Annotated in this window: 20 protein-coding genes and 1 pseudogene; 9 read left to right on the forward strand and 12 right to left on the reverse strand. The window is 40.5% G+C overall.

Annotated elements, in window-relative coordinates; genetic code table 11:
- Nucleotides 1–38: 38 nt before the first annotated feature.
- Entirely contained in the window at nucleotides 39–1,322 is a 1,284-nt protein-coding gene (locus MUN88_RS06195) for an NCS2 family permease (RefSeq protein ID WP_244722252.1), read from the forward strand.
- 479 nt (nucleotides 1,323–1,801) lie between these two features.
- Here the strand turns inward: MUN88_RS06195 and MUN88_RS06200 are convergent, their stop codons facing one another.
- From MUN88_RS06200 to MUN88_RS06215, 4 genes are all read right to left on the reverse strand, one after another.
- A complete protein-coding gene (locus tag MUN88_RS06200; RefSeq protein WP_244722253.1) occupies nucleotides 1,802–3,286 on the reverse strand; it encodes a PH domain-containing protein in 1,485 nt (494 codons plus the stop codon).
- Nucleotides 3,283–3,771 (reverse strand): PH domain-containing protein, encoded by a 489-nt coding sequence (locus MUN88_RS06205; protein ID WP_244722255.1) that lies wholly within the window; start codon nucleotides 3,769–3,771, stop codon nucleotides 3,283–3,285. Before MUN88_RS06205 ends, MUN88_RS06200 begins: the two co-directional genes overlap by 4 nt.
- 156 nt (nucleotides 3,772–3,927) lie before the next feature.
- Entirely contained in the window at nucleotides 3,928–7,110 is a 3,183-nt protein-coding gene (locus MUN88_RS06210; protein ID WP_244722256.1) for a DEAD/DEAH box helicase, read from the reverse strand.
- Nucleotides 7,111–7,947: 837 nt separating this feature from the next.
- Nucleotides 7,948–9,525: a cation:proton antiporter gene (locus tag MUN88_RS06215; RefSeq protein ID WP_244722257.1), complete on the reverse strand. Its 1,578-nt coding sequence runs from the start codon at nucleotides 9,523–9,525 to the stop codon at nucleotides 7,948–7,950.
- A 175-nt stretch (nucleotides 9,526–9,700) separates the two neighbouring features.
- Between MUN88_RS06215 and MUN88_RS06220 the strand changes: the two genes are divergently transcribed.
- The 3 genes from MUN88_RS06220 to MUN88_RS06230 all read left to right on the forward strand — a co-directional run bounded on the left by MUN88_RS06220 (nucleotide 9,701) and on the right by MUN88_RS06230 (nucleotide 12,903).
- Nucleotides 9,701–10,492: a MerR family transcriptional regulator gene (locus tag MUN88_RS06220; protein WP_244722258.1), complete on the forward strand. Its 792-nt coding sequence runs from the start codon at nucleotides 9,701–9,703 to the stop codon at nucleotides 10,490–10,492.
- A 14-nt stretch (nucleotides 10,493–10,506) separates the two neighbouring features.
- Nucleotides 10,507–12,234, forward strand: coding sequence for an ABC transporter ATP-binding protein (locus tag MUN88_RS06225; RefSeq protein WP_244722259.1), 1,728 nt, complete (start codon nucleotides 10,507–10,509; stop codon nucleotides 12,232–12,234).
- Nucleotides 12,235–12,375: 141 nt separating this feature from the next.
- Nucleotides 12,376–12,903, forward strand: a complete 528-nt coding sequence (locus tag MUN88_RS06230) for a YcxB family protein (RefSeq protein ID WP_244722261.1) — start codon at nucleotides 12,376–12,378, stop codon at nucleotides 12,901–12,903.
- 77 nt (nucleotides 12,904–12,980) lie between these two features.
- On the opposite strand, the gene MUN88_RS06235 is transcribed toward MUN88_RS06230, so the two are convergent.
- Nucleotides 12,981–13,778: a LysM peptidoglycan-binding domain-containing protein gene (locus tag MUN88_RS06235; RefSeq protein ID WP_244722263.1), complete on the reverse strand. Its 798-nt coding sequence runs from the start codon at nucleotides 13,776–13,778 to the stop codon at nucleotides 12,981–12,983.
- Nucleotides 13,779–14,114: 336 nt separating this feature from the next.
- Here MUN88_RS06235 and MUN88_RS06240 point away from each other — a divergent pair, with 336 nt between their 5' ends.
- Entirely contained in the window at nucleotides 14,115–14,402 is a 288-nt protein-coding gene (locus tag MUN88_RS06240) for a hypothetical protein (protein ID WP_244722265.1), read from the forward strand.
- The gene (locus MUN88_RS06245; RefSeq protein ID WP_244722269.1) at nucleotides 14,402–14,842 is read left to right on the forward strand and encodes a spore coat protein; all 441 of its coding nucleotides are present in this window, start codon (nucleotides 14,402–14,404) and stop codon (nucleotides 14,840–14,842) included. Before MUN88_RS06240 ends, MUN88_RS06245 begins: the two co-directional genes overlap by 1 nt.
- Nucleotides 14,843–15,305: 463 nt before the next feature.
- Here the strand turns inward: MUN88_RS06245 and MUN88_RS06250 are convergent, their stop codons facing one another.
- From MUN88_RS06250 to MUN88_RS06270, 5 genes are all read right to left on the reverse strand, one after another.
- Nucleotides 15,306–16,034 (reverse strand): ABC transporter permease, encoded by a 729-nt coding sequence (locus MUN88_RS06250; RefSeq protein WP_244722274.1) that lies wholly within the window; start codon nucleotides 16,032–16,034, stop codon nucleotides 15,306–15,308.
- On the reverse strand, nucleotides 16,034–16,741 hold the full coding sequence (locus MUN88_RS06255; protein ID WP_244722275.1) for an ABC transporter permease: 708 nt from the start codon (nucleotides 16,739–16,741) through the stop codon (nucleotides 16,034–16,036). Before MUN88_RS06255 ends, MUN88_RS06250 begins: the two co-directional genes overlap by 1 nt.
- Nucleotides 16,738–17,649, reverse strand: a complete 912-nt coding sequence (locus tag MUN88_RS06260) for an ABC transporter ATP-binding protein (protein WP_244722277.1) — start codon at nucleotides 17,647–17,649, stop codon at nucleotides 16,738–16,740. Before MUN88_RS06260 ends, MUN88_RS06255 begins: the two co-directional genes overlap by 4 nt.
- Nucleotides 17,650–18,039: 390 nt before the next feature.
- The gene (locus MUN88_RS06265; protein ID WP_244722279.1) at nucleotides 18,040–19,404 is read right to left on the reverse strand and encodes a sensor histidine kinase; all 1,365 of its coding nucleotides are present in this window, start codon (nucleotides 19,402–19,404) and stop codon (nucleotides 18,040–18,042) included.
- Complete coding sequence (locus MUN88_RS06270) at nucleotides 19,401–20,069, reverse strand: response regulator transcription factor (RefSeq protein ID WP_244722282.1); 669 nt, start codon at nucleotides 20,067–20,069, stop codon at nucleotides 19,401–19,403. The genes MUN88_RS06265 and MUN88_RS06270 overlap by 4 nt, the downstream gene beginning before the upstream one ends.
- Nucleotides 20,070–20,263: 194 nt before the next feature.
- Here MUN88_RS06270 and MUN88_RS06275 point away from each other — a divergent pair, with 194 nt between their 5' ends.
- On the forward strand, nucleotides 20,264–20,689 hold the full coding sequence (locus MUN88_RS06275) for a YqfO family protein (protein ID WP_244722285.1): 426 nt from the start codon (nucleotides 20,264–20,266) through the stop codon (nucleotides 20,687–20,689).
- 28 nt (nucleotides 20,690–20,717) lie between these two features.
- Nucleotides 20,718–21,956, forward strand: a complete 1,239-nt coding sequence (locus MUN88_RS06280) for an IS256 family transposase (protein WP_244719327.1) — start codon at nucleotides 20,718–20,720, stop codon at nucleotides 21,954–21,956.
- A 54-nt stretch (nucleotides 21,957–22,010) separates the two neighbouring features.
- Here the strand turns inward: MUN88_RS06280 and MUN88_RS06285 are convergent, their stop codons facing one another.
- Both MUN88_RS06285 and MUN88_RS06290 read right to left on the reverse strand, forming a co-directional pair.
- The gene (locus MUN88_RS06285; protein WP_244722287.1) at nucleotides 22,011–22,286 is read right to left on the reverse strand and encodes an AbrB/MazE/SpoVT family DNA-binding domain-containing protein; all 276 of its coding nucleotides are present in this window, start codon (nucleotides 22,284–22,286) and stop codon (nucleotides 22,011–22,013) included.
- 196 nt (nucleotides 22,287–22,482) lie between these two features.
- The gene (locus MUN88_RS06290; protein WP_244722289.1) at nucleotides 22,483–23,361 is read right to left on the reverse strand and encodes a LysR family transcriptional regulator; all 879 of its coding nucleotides are present in this window, start codon (nucleotides 23,359–23,361) and stop codon (nucleotides 22,483–22,485) included.
- 117 nt (nucleotides 23,362–23,478) lie between these two features.
- Here MUN88_RS06290 and MUN88_RS06295 point away from each other — a divergent pair.
- Nucleotides 23,479–24,055, forward strand: a pseudogene (locus MUN88_RS06295) (NAD(P)H oxidoreductase).
- Nucleotides 24,056–25,005 lie beyond the last annotated feature (950 nt).

Below are 25,005 nucleotides of genomic sequence, written 5' to 3' on the forward strand. Positions count from 1 at the left end.
CGGGTAGGGAGAGGGACAATTAAATAGAAGGTATTACATTGAGAAAAGATATTTTTCAATTAAAACAACATGGGACAAGTGTAAAACAAGAACTGTCTGCCGGATTAATCGGATTTTTCACGATTGCATACATCATTGCCGTGAACTCCCTGATTTTAGCGGAAGCAGGTGTTCCCCTCGAAGGAGCTGTGTTAGGGACAATCCTGATCTCCTTTGTCAGCTGTCTGATTATGGGATTGTGGGCCAATGCGCCGATCTTAATTGTTCCAGGCATGGGGATTAACGCGATGTTCGCGTACACCCTTGTCCAATCGATGGAGTTGACGTGGCAGCAGGCACTAGGTGTCACCACTGTGTCTGGTCTTATTTTCACCTTGGTTGCCTTTTCATCGTTAACTACTGTCATCAAAGATGCGATTCCTGAATCGTTAAAGCTGGCGATTAATATTGGAATCGGTCTGTTTCTGATGCTGATTGGCCTTGAAAATGGACACCTGGTAACCCGTGGCGATCAATCGATCATCGCACTAGGGGATTTCAGTGATCCCGCTGTCTTAGCGACGGTATTGACATTTATTATTGCGTTGATTTTGTTTATTCGCAATGTGAAGGGTAACTTTTTATGGACGATTCTAATCGGAACGGTGATTGCCTTTGTGCTAGGGGTATTACCATCCAAAACGAATGAGGCTGTCTCGTTACACGAATACAGCGAAGTATTTGGCGCCTTGTCATTTGCGAACGGGATGTCTTTTCCTTATTTAGTGGCAGTGTTTTCGATTACGATGGTAGTGTTGTTCGAGAATATAGGGTTAACATATAACCATCTCGCTGCAACGAATCGACCGGAAAAATTCAAAAAAGCTTTTCAAGCCAACGGTATCTCGGTGATGCTCTCTGGTATCTTTGGGTCCAGTCCAACCGTATCAACAGCAGAAACCACAGCCGCGATTACGGCGGGAGGACGCACAGGATTAACCACGATTACCACGGGCTTCTTGTTTTTAGCTGTTACTTTTTTTATTCCATATATCCAAATCATTCCTTCTAATGCAATCGCACCGGTGTTAATGATCATCGGAGGACTCATGGTCCAAGATATAAAGAAAATGGATTTGCTTGATCTAAGTGAGTCTTTCCCTGCGATATTTATTATCGTGATGATCCCATTCACGTACAGCATTGCAGATGGAATTGCAATTGGATTTATTCTTTATGTGATATTGAAATTGAGTACAGGCAATGCAAGGAAGGTATCGTTCACGCTATACGTGATTGCCAGTCTGTTTTTACTTCATTTCATTATTTATTATGCAGTTTGAGCCTTTGATTCTGGAAGGCTCTTTTTTTGTGTGTTTGGAAAAATTTAGCGATGAACTAGTGTGGGGTAGCGGAAGTATGCTTAATATGAGGTGTGGATTCTTATAATATAAATTATGTAAAGTAGAACTGTGTGACGATGTGGTTATTTTATATATTGTGTATGCGTAGCAAAGATCCGGAAATATGCCCCACGGGAGTATCCGCATATTTCCTACACATAAGGAAGTGTTACAACGTTATTGACAGTTAATGGCAGCAGTGCTAAGCATTATATTTTTGCAATTCCCAATGCTATTATTGATTGGCATTTATCGATAATAACTAAATGCTAAGTCTTACATTAGTTGTAGAACCCTTACATTAGCGCAGGCCAACCACGGATACTTCTGCCGGAGCGATATTCTTGCACTAGCAACATTTCAAATTTACCGCTATGCTAGTTAAATTATAGCCAGTTTTAGATCCTTGAATTTGGTGGTTAAGCCCTTTTATTCATTTGTGTATCGTGCGCTGCATACCATGCTGTTAATTTTTTGAGAAAATCCAGCGGTACATCATCAATGACTTCAACCCTGGGTGTACTGGAGCGGTTCATAGTGGATACAGAAGCTACGTTCCATATCTTTTGTAACAGGGTCTGGGAACAGCAGATTTCGATTACTTTTCTTTTTTTCGTTACAAACAATTGATTGGTGAAGCCGCCATGCCACCATTGTATTTGATCGTTGGCAATCGTGTATTGCGTATTTACATAATCCAATACACGACTGACCACTACCAGAATGAACAGAAGCAATGAGACGATCCACCAGGTGGACTGTATTTGCAAAAAGGCTGGTTTAAAATAGGCGAGACAAGCGGTAGCAATCAGCCATATCCAGCTAGGTCTAAATAGCTTACTATACAGAGAGGCAAGAGGTAATCGCTCCATTTCTTTCTCCAATGAATATTCAGGTAATAAAGTTTCCACTAAATGATAAGCTCGCTGCATAGATAAAAAGGGGTATAGAGAATTTACACTCACGGAATCTTCCGCTATTTTCCCAGCACTTATCAGACGTACTTCGACTAACCCGAAAATACGTTTCATCATACTTTGCTGAAACTCTAATCCTTGCACTTTGCTTTTTTCGATCGTAAAGTGACTTTCGTTCATCATGCCCTTTTTTATAAAAATGTGCGTGTCTGTTGCCGAGATTTTATACTTGCCGTACCGGGTGAAGGTTTTAATCAACCCTAATATAACAGCAATTAGAACCGCTGCAACAATGATAATAAACAACAGTAACTTATTTTCCACCAGTTGATAAAATAGCCCATTATACTGTTCCGGATTTGGTAACAGTTGCGCTGCATACTCATATAACTTTGTAATTATGGGGATGATAATGAGAAAGCTTAACGAAGTAAAACTAGCTCTCACTAACTCTCGTTTACTAGGTGTAAAGTAAATGACTCCCTTTTGTTCGGGTTCTTTGGCTGGAGTGGGCGTAGATTCTTTTTCTTCCACATCGTTAACAGTTGATTTTTTCGAATGGTTTTGCGCTAATTCCTTTAGAAAGGTAGCGTGCTGCTTCGAAACGAAATCGAATGTAATAGAATCATCGATGCCATCCATTGCCGTTTCAAAAGTGATCGAGGTATAGCCAAATAATTTATGAAATATTGTAGTATGACTGGTTACATTCTGAATTTTAGAAAAAGCAATCGTTGTTGTCTGTTTAACGAATACATTTTTCCTCAGGTGAAAACTATGGTCATCCCATTGGTAAGTCTCCGTAAACCAACTTGAAAAAATATAAATGATTCGCCAAATGATCACTGCGATCAGCGCATAACGACCATATTCAAACAGCCAGAATTCCGACTGCCCTTTGATCACAAATAAAAATAAAACCAATACAAAGGAGTTTCTTACTAATTGATAGATTCGAAATAGTATGGTTAAGGGATGATATCTCATTCCTCCACGTCCTTTAACTTCGCATATTCGGCAAGTCTCTCCCGTAATTCCAGTGCAACCTGTTCATCCAGAGCCGGAATGGAATGCGAGGATCCCATCGTTTCAACCTTGATTCCCCGTAATTGATAGGCTTTCATAATCGGTCCTTGACTGGTCGTAACGGACTGAACTTTTGTCATTGGTACTGTCACCCATTCCTTCTTCAAGACGCCATGACTTATTTGAAGGAATTCACGATCAAGCTGATAGCCCCAGCTTTGATAAAGAAACTTAGGCTCGATAAAAGACCAGAACGTGCCTATACAATGAATAACGAATGCACCGATGACCAGCCAATCCGCCCACTCTGGCCAATTAAAATAACCTTTCATCCAAAATAGTCCGATGAGAATAATGAATCCAATGACATTTCCAATTGATTCAGATATGAGACGAGCCTTAAAAAAAGCGGGTGATAATTTATTTTCTAAGGCTAAATGCTCCATTTTTATCATCTCCCATAATATCCATTTTCTTCTATATTATAACTGGGTGTAGGGAGTGTCAAGGGCAGAAGTAATAACGGATAAATCTCACCAGACAGGAAAAGATTTATCCGTTATAATCGTAAACTTTTATTCAATTATAAAACAAAAATTCACCTACACCATCAATATCTCCCGAATATCCTCATCCGTAAGACTGGTTGTTGCGTCTTGTTGTCCAGATTCAATAATCTCAGCAATTAAATCCCGCTTCTTCTCTTGCAGTTCATTGATTTTTTCTTCAATGGTCCCGCGGGCAATCAGCTTAATGACCTGTACATCCTTTGTCTGTCCGATTCGGTGGGCGCGATCGGCTGCTTGCTCCTCTACGGCAGGGTTCCACCAGATATCATACAGGATTACGGTATCAGCTCCTGTTAAATTGAGCCCGGTTCCACCTGCTTTTAACGAAATCAGAAAGAGGTCTCGTTCGCCTGCATTAAACAGATTACAAATCTCCACTCGTTCCTCTGCAGGAGTTTGTCCATCCAGATAAAAGAAAGGTCTTCCCTGATAGGCTAATTCCTTGGCGATCAGCTTCAGCATACTGGTAAACTGTGAAAAAATTAATACCCTTCTGCCAGAAAGTCTCGCTTCTTCTACAATCCGCAGTAACTGCTCAAATTTCGCGGAGCTTCCTTTATAACCATCCACAAACAAGGAGGGGTGACAGCAGATTTGCCGTAATCGAGTTAAGCCGGCAAGTATTTTGATGCGGTTCTTGCGAAGCGTATCCTTATCCAGGTGCTTGAACGTTTCTTCTCTTAGTTTTGCCAGGTAGGCTGCATAGAGCTGCTTCTGATCAGGAAGTAATTCGATCGCTTCTGTCATTTCCATTTTTTCTGGGAGCTCTTCTAGCACATCTTCTTTCAGCCTTCGAAGCAAAAAGGGCTGGATCCTGCGCGAAATCTTTTTCCTTGTCAGTTTACTGAATTCCTTGAGGCCAAGTAGAAGCTCTGGAAAAACAACATGGAAGATCGACCAAAGTTCTTCCAACGCATTCTCTACAGGTGTGCCAGTAAGAGCGAATCGGTGATCGGCTTGTATTTTTTTCACCGTTCTAGCGGTCTGAGTAAAAGGATTTTTAAATGCCTGTGCCTCATCAAAAAATGCCGTGTGAAAAGACTGCTTCTCATACCACTGTATGTCCTTCAGTAAAAGCGGATAGGAAGTAATCAGCACATCATGGTCCATGGCGCTTTTCTGTAAAGTGATTCGGTCTGCTTTTTTACCATCTACAATTACGGCTTGTAATCCGGGGCTGAATTTATTCAATTCGTTCAACCAATTGTATGTCAATGATGATGGGCAAACGACCAGAATTGGCTGATTCTGCTTCCGGATAGTTTGCAGTTCGGATACCATATAAGCAATGCTTTGCAAGGTTTTCCCTAATCCCATATCATCGGCCAAAATGCCACCGAATCCGTAGCTGGCGATTGTTTTCATCCAGCGGTAGCCATGCTTCTGGTAGTCTCGCAATATGGGAGACAGTTCTTCTGGCACAGCAAAATCCTCTTCAGCAGGCTGTTCGATTTTTTGTAAAAATTGCCGGAAAGATTCCTCTATCGTGAACGTATTGCTATCCGTCAAGCTATCCATTAGTCGGAGCCCCTGGAGAAAAGGGACTTGTAAGCCGCTCTCGAGATCTTCCTCCTGGACCGGCTCTGCCTCCAGAAAACGTTTGATTTCTTCAAACTCGCGGGTTTCCAATGAAAGAAGGGTGCCATTACGCAAACGGTAGTACTTCCGTTTTTCCTCTAGCGCTTGGAGCACCTCGCGAACCTGATTTTCATACAAGCCTTCCATTTCGAATTTGAATTCCAGCCAGTTGGTCCGTTCCTTCTTGAATGCGACCCTTATCTTCGGTCGGGTATTCTCTTTGAAAATCCGGTTGCGAACAGCTGTCGTTGCGTATAATTGAACGAGCGGTTCCAGTTTCGGAATAACATGCTGCAGGAACTCATACTCCAGCTCTTCATTATGTAAGAAATAGCCACCCTCTGTTTTTGCAAAAGAACTGTCTTCCATTAGCTGCAGTATGTCGCTCTCTTTCTTCCGATCCCTTATTAGTGTTGGATGCTGATCCATTTCGCGATCCTCCAAGGGATTAATCATGATTGATTCATAATGAAATTCCAATCCGGCAAGCAGGCGATTTTTCACTCGATCCAAGTAAAGCTTGGCAACTAATGGTGTTTTGTCGAATTGTTCTTTTAACTCGCTTGATAATTGGACCGTACCTAATTTTCTTAAACCGGGTACGATCTGCTCCATGAAATAATCAATTTGATCTTGAGGAATCGGAATTTGATTGGTTCCAGAAGCATCTAACAGCTGAACAAGATTCGAGAGTTGTTCGTTTTGCTCGACTGCCATTTGAATCAGTTTTCCTTCATACATAACTATTCGATAGGCATTCATGATGATTAAGCGCTGGAGACCGTAAATTTGTAACAAATAGTCTCCACCAGTCGCATCCTCAAAATCAAACCGGAGCGGCAGCCTTTGTTCAGACCAGTGAATCGCTTCATAGGTATTCCCGTCATATTCTAACTTCACCAACGGCGCTCTTGTCAGGGAAGCAATCAGCCGATCAAAAGAGGATGGAGGAATCAGCAATTGCTGAGACTTATTAGGACCTGGCAAAAAGGTTTGCTCATCCTCGTTTATTTGCAGAAGCTGTTGAAGCACCGCGTCTGTCTCGACTGGAAAACAATGAAGCTCCGGGTCATATGTAAAGGATTTGGATAACGGGATCGGAGTCCGTTCCTGCACCTTTTGCAGAAACTGTCTGATATCATCCACTTTAATCGGACCGATGTTGATTTCGATCCCGAGCATATATTGTCCCTTATCGATGAAAACAGGCTTACAAGTGAAAATTAAATGGAGTACTTGGCGATTCTCAAAGTGATACTGATGACCGCTCGATCGTACCGGGTTCGTATTGAAAATAGACTTCAGCCCTTCGGTGAGCGCTGAAGCATCTGTCTCCACTATCGGTGTTGTTCCATGTTGCTGATGCTCCATTATCGCTAACAAGACCGCTGCAATATGCTGACAATCATGCTTAAAAGAAGGCAAAGTGATACAGGTACAGGCTGTCAGAAACGTACCCTTTTCTTCTTTCTGAATCGTGACATGAAAATTCTCTGTCCCTTTCACAATTGCTTCGCAACGGTCTTCTGTATAGGTTTGAAACGTCACTTTGTCCGTCTTCCAAAAAGTCGATCCTTTCTTGAAGGAGATAGAGCCACACATTTCTTTGATGATTTTTTCTTTTAATTTTATCTGCATGTGCTGTATCCTCCATTCAACCAGTTATCATCATTATAGAGGATGTTCAACAAGTCACCAAATGATAAGTGGCGAACCTTTTCGTTATCTTTTAGTTTGGTATACGAGTGTTTCAGGATTATTTGTAGGGCCTTCCGGCTGAAGATGAGTCCGGTTCAAGTGTGAGGCCGTGATTCGAGTCAGCTTTTGGCTGAAGATGAGCCGAGTTTAAGCGTTAGGCCATGATTCGAGTTAGCTTTTGGCTGAAGATGAGCTGAGTTCAAGCGATAGGTCACGATTCAAGGCAGCTTTCGCCTAAAGATGAGTCCGGTTCAAGTGTTAGGTCACGATTCGAGTCAGCTTTCGCCTGAAGAAGAGCCGATTTCAAGCGATAGGTCACGATTCAAGGGAGCTCCCGCCTGAAGAAGTGCCAAGTTCAAGCGATAGTTCACGATTCGAGTCAGCTTTCGCCTGAAGAAGAGCCGATTTCAAGCGTTATATCACAATTCGAGTTAGCTCCCGCCTGAAGATGCACCGATTTCAAGCGATAGGTCACGATTCAAGGGAGCTCCCGCCTGAAGAAGTGCCAAGTTCAAGTGTTAGGTCACGATTCGAGTCAGCTTTCGCCTGAAGAAGAGCCGATTTCAAGCGTTATGTCACAATTCGAGTTAGCTCCCGCCTGAAGATGCACCGACTTCAAGCGTTTGAGCATAAATCAAGTTGCCATCCACCTGAAACTCCGCGCCCTTCATGCGTGTGGCCATCATTCAAACTACATTCCACCTGAAAACCCCTCCATGCAACGGCACAGTCCTCTACTCAAATCTCCGCCGCCGCGACATTCTTGCTATTTACAAATTAATGCTTATCTTCTAATTCTACAATTTTGTTCGTGATCAAGTCCCGCTCTTTTTCCGCGACTTCACTGGAAATGATCTCTTCCCGTAACAAATGGCCAATGGCTTCATGCTGGGCATAGAGCGAATGCTTTAATAAGGCGACTTCTTGTTTTTTCCGAAGTTCCGGGTGCTTCTCAAAAAGCTCGTCAATTTCCTCTTGCAAGGCGGTCCGTTGCTGCTCGTATTCCTCAATAATACTTTTCGCTACCATCTCCGTAACGAACAGGTTCTTTTTAACTTTAATGATTTCCTGAATACCTGTTTCAAGCTGGTGGGCACGTGCAATCAATGATTCATATTCCTGATAGCCTTTGTCTTTTTTGTTGACACCTAACCAGGAAATAAGCGGTTTGATTGAAAGTCCTTGTACGACAAGGGAGAATAATACGACACTAAAAGCGAGCAGTAAAATTTCTTCACGACCTTCAAAATCCCTCGGAAGACTAAGCACGAGCGCAATCGATAAAGAACCTTTCAAGCCACCCCAGTTGAGAATATGTTTCCAGGAAAGCGGGATGTTTCGGATAAAGAAAAGACTGCTGTAAACCGCAAGACTTCGAGCAACCAGCACGATCAAAATCGCGACGAAAATTAATCCCCAGTTTTCTGCAACGTTGATTCTGGTGATTTCTAGCCCGACCATTAAAAAGACGAGGGAATTGGCAAGCAATGTCGCCACATCCCAAAAGTTACTAATATTCAATTTGGTTGCTGGACTCATGCCAATTTTGGAACCATAATTTCCGAAGATCAGCGCAGCAACTACAACCGCAATAACCCCTGAAGCATGAACGCTTTCCGCGAGTAAGAAAGCACCGTAAAAGAGAATAATACTGAAGATGATCTCCAACGGATAATCATCAAAATATTTTGTCAGACGGGAAAATCCATAGCCTAATAGAGCCCCGATCATCAGACCTAATGCGACCACTTTAACAAATTCCCAAATGCCGTAACCTGCACCTAAAAGGCCAAGATCAAGATAGGAAATTAATGAAAAAGCGGATATATTAAATAAGACGACTGCCAACCCGTCATTAAATAAACTTTCCCCTTCAATAACAGTAGCCAGCCTCTTTTTCACTCCTACGCTTTTAAAAATGGACAAGACGCTGACCGGATCTGTCGCACTCATCAATGCCGCGAATACAAAGGCTGCAGGAATGGAAAATTGTAAAAACCACATTGATGAGAAACCGATGATAATAAATGATAAAAAGGTCCCGCCAAATGCCAAGGCGAGAATCGGCTTCTTATTATCGTTCAGATGGGAAATCGGCAGTTTTAACGCTGCTTCCCCTAATAAAGCAGGCAAGAACAACGTAATAATCACAAAATTAAAGACTTCCCCTTCGGTAATAAAATCCTTTAATGGTTCTAATACAGGAATGTTAATCAGCCCAATAATAGCTCCTACGATCACAAGCGCAATCGGGTAAGGCTGTTTAAATTTTTTGGCGATCGCTGTTATACCAGCGGCAATCATCACTAATATAAGTCCAAGTTGAAAAATATGATGTAGATCTAAATCGTGCATGTTTCGTTCCTCCCAAATATCCAGTTTCCTTTACAATACTATTCATCATTCCCAATTTAAAGAAAAACATTTCCTTTTGATACCAAAAATTAAATCGTTTTTTACCACATTTCCTTGCGCCTCACGTAACGTTAGGTGATATGATGATGATAACCATTGGAAAGGGGCAGGAGTGATGGAGACAGAATCCTTTACTGTTAGTGAATTTGCGGCATATACCGGCGTTTCGATTCGGACCTTGCATTATTATGAGGAAAAGGGGCTCATGAATCCCAGGCGTGATCGAACGACGGGTCACCGTACTTTTGATAAGAACGATGCCATTCGATTACATCACATTGTTACCATGAAATTTCTCGGTCTTCCATTAAAGGAAATCAAATCGTATATACAAGCAGATAATTTAGATATACGTTTTAAGGATACGTTACAGCTTCAAGAGGCTAAGCTAAAAGAGGAAAGAGAAAGGATCGACATCGCATTGGAAGCCATTCAACGAACTACCTATCTGATGGAGCAGGAGCAGGAAATTAACAGTCATCTGTTATTTAGTTTAATATCAGGGATGCAATCAGAGAAACAGCAGAAAGAAATGGCTAAGCCGATTATGAAGGATGACATATTGTCGAAGCTTTTTGATGCTACGATAACGGAGAAGATGGAATGGGAGCGGAAGCTGCTTCAATTTTTCAAAGAGGTGAAGTGTTTGTCTGGTAAGCCTGCTGACGATCCTGAAGTAGAGGCGATGCTCGAGTATTTTATTAACTACCTGCTGGAAAAGTTAGATCTGCAAAGCTATCAGGAATTAGAACAAATCTTTAAGATGGATCTTGGGCAAAAAGAGAATCAAGCGAAAATCGATCAATACCTAGACGAGATGGATAAACTGTTCTATATTCCATTAACGAAGAAAGAAGAAGCCTGGTTAGGAAATGTCATAGAACAATATAATAATAGAGAATCATAAGGAGATATTCATTTATGAAAAATCAATCGGTCAAAGCTTTTCTACAGCTAATGTTTTCATTAAAGTTACCAAAGTTTATTTTAATTCTCGGTTTAGCAGGCAGTGTGCTAACCACCCTGGTCGGTTTAACGATTCCCTTGCTGACAAGAGAATTAGTCGATGGCTTCTCGTTTGCCTCGATCAGTATCGGCTTTATTGCCATCATTGTCGGCATATTTATTTTACATGCATTGGTGGATGGCTTATCTGCCTATGCGCTCGCTTATGTAGGGCAGAAGGTAGTAGCTGGCTTGCGTGAAGTGATTTGGACGAAGCTGATTCGTTTACCTGTCCGGTATTTTGACCAGCAGCCGAGCGGCGAGTCCGTCAGTCGTGTTATAAATGATACCGGTATTGTCAAAAACCTTGTGTCACAGCATTTTCCACAGTTTATATCTGGCTTGATTTCGATTATAGGTGCGGTCATAATTTTGTTTATTATGGATTGGCGCATGACATTAATCATGTTAGTAGCCGTTCCGATAACCGTACTGGTAATGGTGCCTCTAGGTTCCAGTATGTCTAAGGTATCCCGAAAACTGCAGGATCAGACAGCAACTTTTCAAGGGAAAATCCAGCAGACTGTCAGTGAAATTAAACTGATGAAGTCTTCAACGGCGGAAGGGATAGAGCTGGAAAAAGGGAATAAAGGTATCCTTGCTTTACTGCAAACAGGCTTGAAGGAAGCGCGCATATTTGCCGTTGTTGGACCATTTATGTACATGATTGTCATGTTTGTTATTGTGGTGATCATAGCATATGGCGGAATTCGAGTAGAGGAAGGATCGATGTCAACTGGTTCATTGGTAGCATTCCTGCTTTATTTATTCCAAATTGTTTTTCCGATCACGACGTTCGCGATGTTCTTTACTGAACTTCAAAAAGCAAAAGGGGCGACAGGTCGCATTATCGAAATTCTCGAAGAAGATGTGGAAGAAAGTCAGCAGGGAGTGGATCGTTCTATTGAGGGTTTGCCTGTAACCTTTGAGAACGTCGATTTCTCTTATCAGGAAGGTGAACAAGTGATAAAAGGTGTTTCTTTTTCCGCTGCTTCGGGAGAAATGATTGCCTTTGCAGGGCCTAGTGGTGGAGGAAAAACAACCGTCTTCGGCTTAATTGAGCGTTACTATAACCCTACGAAAGGTCAGATAGTAGTTGGAGATCAGTCGATCGCTTCCTTATCGATGCGCTCCTGGCGTTCACAGCTCGGTTATGTATCTCAAGAGAGTTCGATGATGTCTGGGACGGTGCGTGAGAACTTAACCTATGGCTTGGAGAATGCAGATAAGGTAACCAATGAAGCGCTTTGGCAAGTTGCTAAAATGGCATATGCCGAGCAATTTATTAAAGGGCTCCCGAAAGGATTAGATACTGAGGTGGGCGAAAGAGGGACAAAGCTGTCAGGTGGACAACGCCAGAGAATTAATATCGCACGCGCCTTCTTGCGTAATCCGAAGCTGTTATTACTGGACGAGGCAACAGCAAGCTTGGACAGCCAATCAGAACAAGTGGTACAAAAAGCTCTGCATCGTCTGATGGAAGGGAGAACAACCTTCGTTATTGCCCATCGTTTATCCACCATTGTGCATGCTGATCAAATTATTTTTATTGAGAATGGTGAGATTACCGGGAAAGGAACACATCAGGAGCTGTTGGCGAATCACGCTTTGTATCGATCGTTTGCGGAGCAGCAGTTGACATAAGGAACAGTGATTTACTTTACGAATGCATGGGAACTGTATTTTTGGAAGTTTTTATCATGAATTTGTATATGTCACTTATAAGCTTTTACAATTACTAGTGCAGGATTATTTTTAATAGATACTTTAAAGGGGATAAAAAAAGTGGAGGCAAAGGATGAGATTACGGTTGCTGGAACGTTAACGTATGAAGATTTCAAAAGACATAATAGTTATCATAGGAGAAAATTTCTGTTCATTTATTTTGCTTTGGTCTTTTTATTTTTTGTTTTTTACTGGGCTAGTGCTATTTCAGGTAGTTGGATAATGGTGTACCCGATTGCTATGATCTTATCGCTCGTAACATTAGGTGTAATAATGCTGATGGCTATTCCTTTATTGAATAGGAAGGTTCGTAAAGAGTTCAAAACGGACCAGTTAATTCAGATAGAAAGCAGTTATGTCATAAATAATGAAGGAATACACCAGAAAGTAAGAAGATCCAATACTTTATATGAGTGGAGTGATATATATGTAGTAAAAGAAAATTATGATATGTTTCGATTGTATATTTCTAAAAACAAGGCAATCATCTTACCCAATAGTTTCTTTACTTCAATGGATGAAATAGACATGTTAAGAACGCTAATTAAAGAAAATCTAGACTCAAAAAAAGTTAAAATAAAATCGTGAAATCAACTAAAACTAAAGCTTACTATTTAATAACCAAAAGACAGGTAACTCCACCTGTCTTTTATATATGCTAATTCTTAAAGCCCAATCCGTATCTGCACTAAATCTTGCATACTTCCATCCCGTGGACTACGAGTATAAACCCACAACTCTCCAGCTTCGGCAGTCGGTTGCAGATCAAAGGCAATGGCAGTGGAGAATGTTCCGTATGCTGGTGCACCTGCTGACGTTTGTATGGCTGTCTCCCTTTTTACCAGTTGGCCATTTTGATCGACTATTTGATAGAGAATGGTTCCTTCAAATGCACGCGCAATACCTTCAAGCATCTGTCCTTCCTGAACAACGGTTCCTGGGAGCGGTTGAAATACAGCGATGTTATTGGAAGTAGGGAGAGGGATGATTAGCTGGTAGCCAGGATAAATCACGTCAGGTGAGATGCCCGGACGTTGACGATTGGCTTCAAGCAGTGTGGATAATGAAACACCAAAGCGATAAGCAATTGTATTTAACGTATCCCCGTGTTCTATGACATAAATAAGAGCGGGAACTTGAAGAACCTGATTAGGATAAATAAGATCTGGATTCTCGACCTGATGATTGATTCCTTGGATTAAGTCAACACTTGTTGCATACCGCCTGCTAATTTGATTTAATGTTTCTCCATTGCTAACAATGTGATTCACCTGTCTGTTGCCAGGTGTTGAGGTAACTAATAATTGACCGGGGTAAATCAGATAAGGATCTGTCACTGGTGGGTAGATCGCATTTGCTTCCACGAGTAAAGGAACAGTTCCACCTATACTGGTGGCGATGGAATATAACGTATCCCCTTGTTGAACTGTATAAATAAATGACGTCCCATTAACAATCGGCATTACTATCACTCCTCCGTTCACTTTTTTAACCATAATCATCGTATTCGCCTAATGAGGGAGTGGTGATTAATACGCTTATCATAGCTCTATTATCATATAGCTCAGCACGTTCGCTATTAACCCCCTAATCTATTCCAGGCTACAAATACACTAGATAGCAAGCTTTCTTACCCGTGTTTAGTTATTTGCTCTTTATCTAAGGAACAGCTGTCATCCAATAGAGACAAATATATCAAGACATCTACCTTTTTTTAAATAGATTGGGAGCAAGTCCAATCCGAATGCTTATTTTTTAATATAGTAAGTAGTGAAAGGTAGTGGAAAGGGGGAAAAAGCTTGGAAAGTATGAATAAAGAGCTGAATCAGTTATCAAAAAGCATAGCAGGATTTACTGTAAGAAATGTGTTTCAGAAGCACAATATAACAAATGATGAGTCTGTTATAAATAAACTTTCAGACGAGCAAAGAGACGAATTAAAAAATATCGCCAAAAACTTAGACTCACTTGTTAATGATTTTGTTTCTAATAATAAACAAGAATCAGTGAAAAAAGGTGCGGAGTCTGTAGAAAGCCCTATCCGTGAATTGATGAAAAAAATCAATAAAAAGGAGAGTGGTAGATAATGAGTAAAAAAAGAAAGCGAGAAAGAGTAATCAATGAATTTTATGGTTGTGGGGGTTCCAATAATTCCGCTGCCATCGAGAACACTGCTGAACAAAACTTCCAAAATCTCCAAGGTTCATTTGAGGTAATTGAAGTTAGAGATTCATGTGATGTGAATATCACCTCTACTGATACGCAAGTAGCTGTATCTATTCAAGCCGCCTTACAAGTTGCAATTGCCCTTGTGGTAAACATTACAATCGCTGATAATGATCGTGCGGAACTAGTTACACAAGAATTATTGCAACAAGCAGAAATTAATCAAGTCAATCAGCAAAAAATCTTAATTGAAGGCTCTAAGAACGTTGAAATTAGCACGCTGGATACAGATGTAGCTATTTCCCTACAAGTACTGTTGCAAATTCTATTGGCCCTTCTGATTCAACTAGATATCTTTTAGAATACGGAAGCTAATTTTAAAGACATTCCTTCAGATTTGGCCAACTCTGTGGCAGGGTTGGCTTTTTAATTGTTTAGGAAATTATAAAATGTTGGACTGTGGATGATTTGAAATCCTGCATCGAGCGACGTCCAGCTCCGAGCGCCAAAAACTAGGCGACTTCACGAATCGCCCTACGATAAAGAAGACTTGCCGATTGGTGATAACCAGAGGCCTAGTCGCCCTTATGCCCTTGGGCGAAAGTCATCATCGACATCACTTGCTCACCGTGATTCCTTTATCTCAGTTGATTCGTTCCAGTCGCTACGTTTTTTAACGGCGCTCTGCGCTTTTGTTCCTTACATAAGGAATCTGATACGCGCAAGCAATTATATGCTCGCCAATTGACTACCAGCTATCATTTTTACCAGATAAATCCTCAGAATGAGCCGAGGATTTATCCGTGATGAATAGACTAAATATTTTATACAGCTTTTCGATTAAAATAAACATAGCCTCCAATGAAAAATAACAAAAAGCTTCCACCGACAACCGTTAATAATTGATCCCATGGAACAAAAAATATATCCTTCGTACTGCCACCTACATACATCATCGAAAATGGCTGTGCCCATGGATAGAACGGGCCGAATCGTTCTGAATTAACCGCCAGAATTGCTGGCAGTGTAAATACAACATTGACGGCAAAAGGTGCAGCGAAGCTCTTGAACCAGATTGACATCCATAATTGTAAGGCGACAAGAGGTAACGTTGCCACCCATCCGCCAAGAATACTTTTCCATAAAATATCCAGTGGAAAGGGATCGGTAAAGCCTTGGATCACTCCAACTGCATACAACGAGCCAAGATACAGCAGCTGTATGATCATAACGAGCAGCATAAGCAGAAGATATTTTGCCACGAACACTCTTCCTCTTGTTACCGGTAAGGCTAATAGTTGCTTCCAGCCTCCAGCCTGGTGCTCGTAACGGCAAATAACGCTGGCTAGTACCCCTAAAATTAATGGTAAAAATAATAAGGCATACGTCAGGTTCATCATCATGAAAGTCAGATGCCATTCATTTGGCACCCCTGCTATCTCCATATTTGCTGTTAATCCAATAAGCAATCCTACAAGCGGACCAACTAACAATATCGATAATATGTTTGATTTTCGCAGTTTAAACCATTCCGTCTGTAACAGTGGAAGCATTATTTCACGTCCCTTCTGGCAAAGTCAAGCATGCCAATCAGATATAATAAACACCCTACACCAATGCCAAGTCCTACATTAATAAGGGGCTGATCCCACTGATTTGTTAAGGAAGGCCATTTCCATATCATCCAGTCTGGCAGTGTGAAGGAGGAATAGGCAAAAATCACTCCTAAAATACCGGTTGTGATCGGAATCCCCTGATTTTGACTCACCGTTGCTATCCAAAGCTGTAACGCCAATACAGGTAAAACAGCAAAAAATGGATAGATACTATGTTTCCATATATCAACAAAAGGAATATCGCCTAAATCTAAAAACATCCCATAGGAAAGTGTGAATGCCATTAATAGTATAGATGATACGAATAACAAGCTTGATAATACAGTGAATTTTGCTAAATAGACGCTTAGCTTCGAAATGGGGAGAGCAATCAGCTGCTTCCAGGCATTTGTCTCATTTTCAATGCTTGTCATAAACGATGTCAGGATGGCAACCCCTAATACGAGCGCAAGCGGTATAAATACCGAAGTATTCATCAGAAAGTATTGCCAATCGTCTTCACTTTGCTGTAATAAATAATCTTTTCGCACACCGTAATTCACCATTTGCAGTGCTATGACACCAAATGGACCTAAAAAAGTTAAAAACCAAAAGCCTTTCCGTTTGATTTTCAAAAACTCTACGCTTAATAATTTTTTTATCATCCCGCTTGCTCCTCCCTTGTCATTTGCAGGAAGATCTCTTCGAGTGATCGTTTTTCTTCCTCTACTCGATAAATCGAGATATCCTTATGAACGAGAAAGCGTATCGCCTCCGCAACGTGTTCATCGGAGTATTCCGATAAGAAAATAAGATCATCTTGATAGTCTGCTTTGATGCCTTTCGCAAGTAAATAGCGGCAAGCGTCCTTACTATTACTAACCTTGATGGAGATTTTTTGTTTGGCAAGCTTGCGCATTACCTCGATTGAATCCTGAAAAATCATCTTACCTTTTGTTACGATTCCAACAGTTGTTGCCATTTGGTCTATTTCGGATAATAAGTGACTGGAAATTAACACGGTCATCCCATGCTCAGCAGGTAATTGTTTAATTAATTGACGGATTTCAATAATCCCGGATGGATCAAGCCCATTCGTCGGTTCGTCCAAGATTAGCAGCTCTGGATTATTAAGTAGGGCAGCAGCTATTCCTAAGCGTTGCTTCATTCCTAGTGAAAATCCTTTTACCTTTTTATTAGCCACATCGGATAAACGAACAATCGCTAACACTTCTTTGATTCTCGATTTAGGTGCACCTAGAATTTTTCGCCAGGATTCTAAGTTCTCATATGCCGTTAAATGTGGATAATAGGACGGATTTTCTACTAATGATCCTACTCGTGATAAGATACTGATGCGTTCTTTTCTCAGGTCCTTTTGAAAAATTTGAACCGATCCGGATGTTGGTTTCATCAACCCAAGGAGCATACGGATGGTCGTCGTTTTTCCTGCTCCATTTGGTCCTAGAAACCCATAAATTTCACCCTTTGGTATTTTCATATCCAAGCCTTCCACCGCTTTTTCTTTACCAAATTTCTTTGTTAAATTAGTTGTGTTTACTATATATTCCATTATCCTCACCTCCCTATCTATCTTATATAAGGAAGGTTAAAAGCAAGTTAGGCGGAAGTTTAAATTTTGTTTAAAAAAAAGCGCTGGATAAATAATTTTAGGTAAAATATAAGCCGAACGTAACATGGAGTGTCAGAGAACATTCTGTTACGTTCGGCTTTCTTATGCTGTATGTATAAACTGCGAAGTAACAGGATGTGTGCTCCTAAACCTTGAGACCATTTTGAAATGTTCTTAGTGTTATGATACCGCTCCGGCCAACCACTCCGCGTCCTGTGGGGCACGGCTGAAGCTAACTTTGTAAAGAAGAACGCTTCACAAAGTGGATCTTCAGCACCTGCACGTCCCACGTGAGTCTCCGCATTGAGTGTAGCTTTGTTATACCTCAGCTTATTTGTAACGCTTGATTTTAATGGTTGTTCCTTGTTCATTTGAATCAATGTCCCATTCCAGATCCATGCCTTTCACCATCTTATCTACGATGGATAAACCGATGCCGGCACCTTGCTGCTCGGAGTCTTCTATCATCCCTTTTCCGTGGTCTGAAATAACGATGGCATCATAATTATCCGCTGATTCCAAGCGAATGGCTACGTATTTTCCATGTTTGGCATGTCGTAACACATTCTGAAAGAGATTATCATAGATTCGGTTTAACCAAATCGGATCTACCAGCCATCTGTTATTCTCAAAATCCTGGATGTCAGCCTCTATGTCAAAGTCTTCCTTTTCAAAAACGGGATACCAGGAAGCGATGCACTCCCGTGTAAACCGAACAATGTCTATTTCTTGCAGGTCGAGCTTATACTTACTCGCCATTAACAAAGTATAGGACATTAAATTTTCTATTAACCGATCTATATTGGCTACCGAAGATTTCAGTGTTTTCAACGACTCGACAGCATCCTTTGGTAAGTCTTTCTTTGCTAGCTTGAACGTTTGTGCATTTATTTTGGTTAATGGAGTTCTCAGATCGTGAGATAAATTAGCAATTAACTCCTGGCGCAATCGTTCCTCTTCTTGTTCACGTTCTCTGCTGTCTCGTAGTTCGTCCACCATTTGATTAAAGGTTTGTTCCAGCTGGCCAATTTCATCCTTCTTTTTTACATCAATTTGTATCGGGAGACCATCGACATCTCGTATTTCCATTGCTTCTTGTAATTGTAATAATCTTTTTCTAATGCCTCTGAAGAAAAGAAAGGAGATACAGATAAATAAAAGGATTAATAAAGCTATGCCTGCAAGTAAATAGACACCATATCGATCATTAGCTAGTTGTGCAGGGGGTTGTAAAACGGCCCTATTGATCTCAAAAACGATAAAACCGTTGGACTGATCATTGCCAATGAATGCAATGACGGTGAACGGATCGTCATCATATCTTTCTTTAATAAATTTTGCTGTATAAGAGGAGTTCCATTGATTTGGCAGATCTTCACTTACGTCCAATTGCTCACGGAGTTTTCCTTGTCCATCTACCCAGAACATGGCAGCATCAGGGTATTGATCTTTCCATTTAGCAAAATGTGCGGCGATATTATTGCTGGAAATATCATTTAAATGGCTCGCTTCCTGATGCCAAGCCTCCTCTAATTTTTCCAAATCTGTTTCTTCCTCTGTATAGGGGGAATCCATCGTATTCGATACACCTGTGATAAAAAGCGCAATAAATAGATAGCCGATTTGTACGAGCGAGATGGCCAGAATAATAATCATCATATACTTAGCTAGTAAAGATCGGAAAAATGTTTTCATCGTTTCACCCGATAGCCAATGCCACGTATTGTTTCAATAATGGTTGGATGAGCAGGATTTACTTCTAATTTTTCACGCAGATAGCGTATATGGACCATTAATGTTTTATCACCTTCTAGATATGGCTCACCCCAAACGCCTTCATAGAGCTGTTCTTTTGTAAGAATTTGATTAAGGTGGCGAATGAAAAAGTGAAACAAATGGAATTGTTTGCCCGTCAATTTTATTTCTTTATCATTATTCTGATTCATAATCATCATCGATTTTGTATCAATGTGTAAGTGTCCAATGTATAAGGTATCCTCATTCTTTTGAAATCTTCTGAGCAAAACTTCCACACGTGCAGATAATTCCTCCGGATGGAAAGGTTTCGTTAAATAATCATCAGCAAAACTGAGTCCTTCTATTTTATCCTCTACTGCAGAACGCGCCGAAAGCATCAAAATTGGTAAGTCCTGTGCTTTCTGTTTAATCCGCTTGCCAATCGAAAAGCCGTCTAATCCAGGTAGCATAATATCTAAAATAGCAATATCACTATCTTCTATGTATGATTCCAGCTGATCGCCTGACTCCAGCCAAGTCACATCATAGCCTCTTTCCGTCAAGTCCTCCGTTACCCAGCTGCCTATCTCTTTTTCATCTTCTATGTATAAAATTCGAACCAATTTTAGCCCTCCTTTTAGCAGGTTTTCATTCCATTATTTTACACGTTTTGTTTGTAAGATACTATATTCTCTATGAAAAATTTAAAAAAGAATGGTAGGTATTGCAGAAAGATATCGATCAAGTTTTCAAAGAAAGTAATAATGGGCATAATGAAGGTAGTGGATAGCTAACATATATAATACGGAGGTCTGTCATGAAGTTAGTAGAAGTTTATCGCGTCAAAACATATGTCGTACCAGCATATGTTGATCGAGTGGTGGAGGGCATTCTGTCTGTCAATGAGTTGACAGTCGGAAATTACAGAAATGTTATGTGGCAGTCGAGAGATGGTATGGAGCAGTTTGTTCCATCAGAGGGGTCTGTTCCTGCTAAAGGAGCAGCGGGGGAGAAAACGACGCTTACTTCCATTCGTATTGAATTTTCTATTCCAAGAGACGAAGCATTGTTGAGGAAGGTCATCGAAGAGGGGATTTACCCGAATCACCCGTGGGATGAACCGGTAGTGCAAGCCTCTGAGGAAAAAGAGGCTAGAAAACATCAGTGGGAGTGTAATATAAACTGTGTAAGTAAGAAATGCGTACGGTTTCTTACTCACACAGTTTTTTGTTTGTTAGAATAATAAGTATAAAGCTAAAGGGGGGTTTTACATGGGGAAACCGAAAAGAGATCCTAACTCCGTAGAATTAGCTAACAAGATCATTGAACAGTATCAACCTGAAACAGTAGAAGATATGCAACATGCACTAAAAGACATATTTGGACCTATGTTTGAGACGATGTTAAAAGGTGAAATGGACCATCACTTAGGATATTCCTCCAATGAAAAAGGGCAAAAAAGCACGGTAAACAGACGGAATGGATATGGAAAGAAAACCATCAAAACATCCACTGGAGAAGTAGAATTAGAAGTGCCAAGAGATCGAGACGGCTCATTCGAACCACAAGTCATTCCCAAACGTCAGCGAGATGTCTCCGCCATTGAAAACAAAGTCATTGCCATGTACGCCCGTGGTATGTCTCAGAGGGATATATCCTCTACTATTGAAGATATTTATGGATTTTCTGTGTCTCATGAAATGGTATCTAACATGACGGACCATGTACTGACAGAATTAGAAGAATGGCAAACAAGACCCTTACAGCCTTGTTATCCTTTTGTCTTTGTGGACTGCCTTTACGCGACTGTTCGTAATGATTATGAAACGAAGAAATACGCAGTCTATACCATGCTTGGATACACCATCGAAGGCAAGAAAGAGATACTAGGTTTATGGCTTAATGAAACGGAAAGTAAGCATAAATGGATGCAAATCTTTGATGAGATTAAATCGAGAGGAGTAGAAGATATTTTCTTTCTCTCTATCGATGGCGTAACTGGTCTAGAAGAAGGTGCTCGTGTCATATTCCCATCCGTAACGGTCCAACGATGTATCGTTCACCTTATTCGAAATTCCCTTAAATATGTACCAAGTAAGGATTACAAACCCTTCACAGCTGCTTTACGAAAAGTATATGCCGCATCCAGCCTAAAAGCTTGTCGCAGCGCCTTTGAAAACTTTCAACAACAATGGTCTTCTTACCCTGGAGCCATTGATGTCTGGAAGCGCCATTTCTCTCATGTAGAACAGCTTTTTGATTACGGTAGTGCGATTCGTAAAATCATGTATACAACAAATGCCGTAGAAAGTGTTCACTCAAGCTATCGTAAAGTTACCCAAAAAGGAGCATTCCCAGACGAGAATGCCCTATTAAAAGTACTATATTTACGAACGAAAGAATTAGAAGATAAATGGAAAGGTGGCCATATTCAGCAATGGGCCATGGTGATGAACCAGTTGTTAATTCATGACCATCTAAAGGATCGTGTATTAAAGTATTTAGAATAACTTACACACTTTTCTTGACAAGCCCACTCCTGTTACATGTGTACATGCTATACACTACTTATTCACTTGTTGTAATTCTTCAACGATCTGTTTGGCACCTTCTGGACTAAGCGTGACTTTCCCATCAAAGAGAGTGAAATTATCATCCGTGACCTCACCTGTAACCATACATGCTGATGCCGATGAATACTTTCGCAAGATAATTCTTTCCTGATCCACAAAGATCTCAATCGGATCCTTTTCTTGAATGTTCAATGATTTTCTTAATTCTTTTGGCAGTACGACTCTTCCCAATTCATCAATCTTTCTCACAATTCCAGTGCTTTTCATTTTATTACCTCCCTAGATTTTTTCTGTCTCTTTTCTATTAAACTGTTATCACTGTTGGTATATAGTTGTTATCTACTTCTAACTATCTATTGTAAAGAAAAACACCGTCAAAAATCCAGTGAAAATGTTTAATAAAGGTAAACTTAGATGTTTATTACCAATCGTGATTACTTAAATGACTACTTTCGAATTAATATCAAGGAGATACTGTGTCAAAAGATCCATTATCATTAACTTCTTGCAAAAACACTTTTAAATTTGGTGAAATCCATTTATCTTTATGCATCACAGCGTAAAGACTTAATGATTGAGCGTTTACATTTAGCCGCTTTTCTTCTACTAAACCATTTTCTATTTCATCTTTGATCACAAAATGAGGCAGCATCGATTGCCCCATTCCGCATAAGATGCATTTTTTAATTGCCTCGATACTAGGTAATTCAATCACAGGCATAGCGTTATTCCCGATCCCATGTAGATATTCATCTATTGCTGGACGCCAGCTGCAAGCTAATTCTGTAACTAGCATCCTGTTAGCATGAGGATTATTTCCTCTATTTGTACTTTGTACCAATGATAGTTTTTCGTCTCTTATTTTAGCTATATTCAAATCATCTCTATTCCAATTGGATAATTCCACTAAAATAGCAACATCTATGTCACCATTCTTTAATTGCGTGAACAAGTTATCATAATCTATAGACTTTAAGATTAATTCTACTTTCGGATATTGTTCCATAAGCTCCATCATGATAGCTGGCAGCCAATGAATCATAACCGATTCACTTGCACCAATGATTAGTTGACCTGATGGCTCATTGGATGCATGGATCACCTCTTTAGACTGTGCATACAATTTAATGATTTCCAATGCGTAAGGGAAAAAACTCCTTCCAGCTTGTGTTAATGATATACTTCGACCTAACCGATCAAATAAAGGGTGTCCTAACTCTTCTTCTAATTCCCTGATATGACCGGTAACAGATGATTGCGCATAACCTAACGCATCTGCTGCTTTTTTAAAGCCACCTTTTTCCACGATTGTTCTAAACGTTATCAGATGCCGCAGTTCCATTTCGAACCTCCTTATTATCATTTTTATCGAACTAATATATCTAAAATATCAATTTTACTGAACGGTATATGTATTATAAACTAAAGGTACGCTACAACAAAAGGAAGGAGCTTCAATATGAAAGTATTAACCATCGTTACTCATCCCAGGGAAGATTCGCTAACCTTCAAGGTAGCTTATCAGTTTATCGAAGGCCTGCGTAATGCAGGTCATGAAACAGAGATCGTTGATTTGTACCGCAGCGATTTCAATCCCATTCTATACGAAGCAGATGAACCGGTGTGGTCCGCTAATCAACAGGCCTTTACTCCTGAAGTGGAGAAAGAGATGGAAAGACTGAAAAATTATGATGCGCTTGCCTTCATTTTTCCGCTTTGGTGGTGGAGTATGCCAGCGATGTTAAAGGGATATATTGATCGTGTATGGAACTATGGATTCGCCTATGGACCCAATAAACTTCATCATCAGCATGTGTTATGGTTCAGTTTGGCAGGGGCACCGATAGAGCGTTTTACGAAAAGGAAATACGATCAAATGATGGAACATTACTTTAATGTCGCGTTAGCTGATTACTGCGGCATTCCTAGTTCGAGGTTTGAACTTCTTTATGAAACAATTGATGTTAAGCCAGGATATGTAAGAGAGTTGGTTGGAACAGGCTTATGAATTAGGGATAACCTATGCCAAAAACTAAACAAAAACTCGCTTATCGCTCCCAGGTACTGAAAAATACCTTCTGTGATAAAATTTTATGTTTTCATAGGATGTTAGAAAAACCGGGCATAACCAGCCCGGTCTTAACTAACAAAATAATATACAACTACCTGTAATATGGATTATGTTAAGTGGCACATATCGGTCATTTTGAAATGATTCATATGCCGGGACACCTTTACCAGCCACTTTTTGCCCTGTAGGAGTCTATGTGCCGGGCTGCGTTATGGTACAGACTTTTTAAGGAAACAAAAACAGTCGGGAAACACCAGTATTTGTCTTCTTTCTTTTTGAGCACTACAAATTTTGTTGCGCTGCATCCCACTTTTGGTTCCTTTCTCGCTAAACGATACAAATCTCTGATGACTGCTACCCACTTTTGGTCCCTTTCTCGCTAAACGATACAAATCTCTGGTGACTGCTACCCACTTTTGGTCCCTTTCTCGCTAAACGATACAAATCTCTGATGACTGCTACCCACTTTTGGTCCCTTTCTCGCTAAACGATACAAATCTCTGATGACTGCTACCCACTTTTGGTCCCTTTCTCGCCAAACGATACAAATCTCTGATGACTGCTACCCACCTTTGGTTCCTTTCTCGCTAAACGATACAAATCTCTGGTGTCTGCTACCCACTTTTGGTCCCTTTCTCGCTAAACGATACAGGGCGTTTTTGATCGAATGCTCCCCTCTTTCGACCATTAACCGCATCTCACATACAGCCATGAAATAATTTACACATTTTACCACAATCCGTACTATAGTCTGTTTTATTCCAAATAATTCCACAATAAAAATATGCCTTCTTGACGTAGATGCCTAACATACTCTATCAATAGCTTCGTTTCTTCTTTTCTATAAAAAAGTAGACACTTCACTCCAACAACTATTGACGTACGCCCACTGGAAACGAAGCAATTTTTAGGAGC

It is taken from the genome of Gracilibacillus caseinilyticus (genome assembly GCF_022919115.1).
GTDB lineage: Bacteria > Bacillota > Bacilli > Bacillales > Amphibacillaceae > Gracilibacillus > Gracilibacillus caseinilyticus.